The 1,184-nt window shown below is 26.0% G+C and carries 1 protein-coding gene; it reads right to left on the minus strand.

Annotated elements, in window-relative coordinates:
- A partial coding sequence (locus CN514_RS24385) for a P-loop NTPase fold protein (protein WP_141529520.1) occupies nucleotides 1–1,030 on the minus strand: 1,030 nt, incomplete at its 3' end.
- Nucleotides 1,031–1,184: the final 154 nt, after the last annotated feature.

Genomic DNA, 1,184 nt, shown 5'->3' on the forward strand with positions numbered 1-1,184 from the left:
TCTCCAAGTAAGTATAAGATATTCTTTCAGACACAATCTTATCGTAATCAACAATAAATAAAACAGTAACTCCTTTTATATCAACAATTTCCTTTATAAAAGTCAAGGTATTATATATAGTATCTTCTTCGACCCTGTCCAAATCATCAATAATAATATAAATTCTCTTTTGAAGTTCAATTAATTTTTGTAAATTACTTTCTAGTTCTACCTTCATATCCCGTAAATCTGCTATATTATCTTCTGGAAAGACGTCAAAAAAATTCGCGATGTTACTAATATTTTTATTACCTGCAAATTTTAATAATAAATTATAGTATTTTTGATACGGACTGCCTTTACCAGTGTAAATTTCATAATCATTCATGATATTTTCTAATTGACCGAATACATATTTTAATAATTTTTCTCTTGTATCTAAAATCATTGGTTGTATGAATATTACCTCATTACTGTCCGTTTTTAATCTGCCTATTATAGCATTTACAAAACTTGTCTTTCCTTCCCCCCATGCAGCATTTATTGCTATTGCATAAGGATTATAAACGTCCAGATCATTCAAAAAATCATAAATCCTTCTGAATTCTTTTTTTCTTGTGGGAAATAGTTCATTGTATGAACTTATTGGTAAATCAGAATGTTCGTTCTGCTTATTAGTAATCTCAACCACTTCTTCAAAAGAATAAAATATCCATACTACTATTAGTGCCAAAAATATAAATAAACTCCATTCAGTTTTACTTTGAAATGATAAAGAAAATGTAAGTGATAATAATAATAAGAAGTATATAAATTGTAAAAAATTTCGGATAACTTGATTAACAGTTTTTCTATAATAGAGTAGTTCTCTAATAAAGATTAAAATCATTAATGAAAAAAGAAACAAATCTAATTTTACAAAGAATGGCCAAGTAATACCTTTAAAAATTGTTTTCGCGACACTCCTAAGCACTATACTAAGAAGAATCACTAACAAAAGATAAAAAATAAAGCCAATAATTTTTTTTCGATCAATCTTATAATTTTCCATGTCTCTTTACCTCATATTATTTCCGGACATATTTACGAAGGCAATAAAAATTCAAATGCCAAATAGGACAAAATTTTAAGTTACAACTTAATTTCATAACCATAATTTTCCATGCTTCTATAAAAAAATAAACTAATAGTATACAGATCAAAAT

It is taken from the genome of Bacillus sp. AFS001701 (assembly GCF_002559405.1).
In the GTDB taxonomy this organism is placed as follows: domain Bacteria; phylum Bacillota; class Bacilli; order Bacillales; family Bacillaceae_G; genus Gottfriedia.